Source organism: Capnocytophaga sp. oral taxon 332 str. F0381, assembly GCF_000318275.2.
Taxonomy (GTDB): domain Bacteria; phylum Bacteroidota; class Bacteroidia; order Flavobacteriales; family Flavobacteriaceae; genus Capnocytophaga; species Capnocytophaga bilenii.
In genome coordinates, this window is the sequence record NZ_KB291259.1 from 1,226 (window position 1) to 1,703 (window position 478).

Consider the following 478-nt stretch of genomic DNA (forward strand, 5'->3'; position numbering starts at 1 on the left):
ATTTAGAGCGCATTATAGGTTTTAAAAACGCTTACCTCTATGATGGGTAAAGAAAAATAATGGGGCAGTTCTTTTGTATTTTACTGATTAGTAGGTTGTTGAAATTTTAATAACACATTTTGAAACATTACCCATCTGATATATGTTTAATTTCGTTTTTATCAATTTTACAGCACCATTTCACATGTTTATAGAGCGGATTAGTGCATTTTGTTACGTAACCACTTGCAATAATATCGTCTCTATTATTTTGTTCATCATAATCGGGCTCAAAAATATCTATTTCTAATCCTTCTTTTAATAAAACCTTATTGCCTTTACTATCTATTACCATATCCGATTGAGACAATAATATTTTAAAGTCATCTATTATTTCATTAAAGTTTACTTCTATTTTTGGTCTCATACTCTTTATTTTTTTGCTCCCGCTGGCGCAAGCTTGCTGCTTGTGCCCAATTCAAAATTCAAAATTCATAAT

Annotated in this window: 1 protein-coding gene; it reads right to left on the bottom strand. The window is 29.7% G+C overall.

The genetic code is table 11. From position 1 onward, the window contains the following. Positions 1–127: 127 nt before the first annotated feature. Positions 128–406, bottom strand: a complete 279-nt coding sequence (locus tag HMPREF9075_RS01185) for a hypothetical protein (RefSeq protein WP_009414767.1) — start codon at positions 404–406, stop codon at positions 128–130. Positions 407–478 lie beyond the last annotated feature (72 nt).

What these genes read in the sequence shown, in the direction of transcription:
- HMPREF9075_RS01185 (WP_009414767.1), bottom strand. Translation starts at nt 406, where the DNA reads ATGAGACCAAAAATAGAAGTAAACTTTAATGAAATAATAGATGACTTT.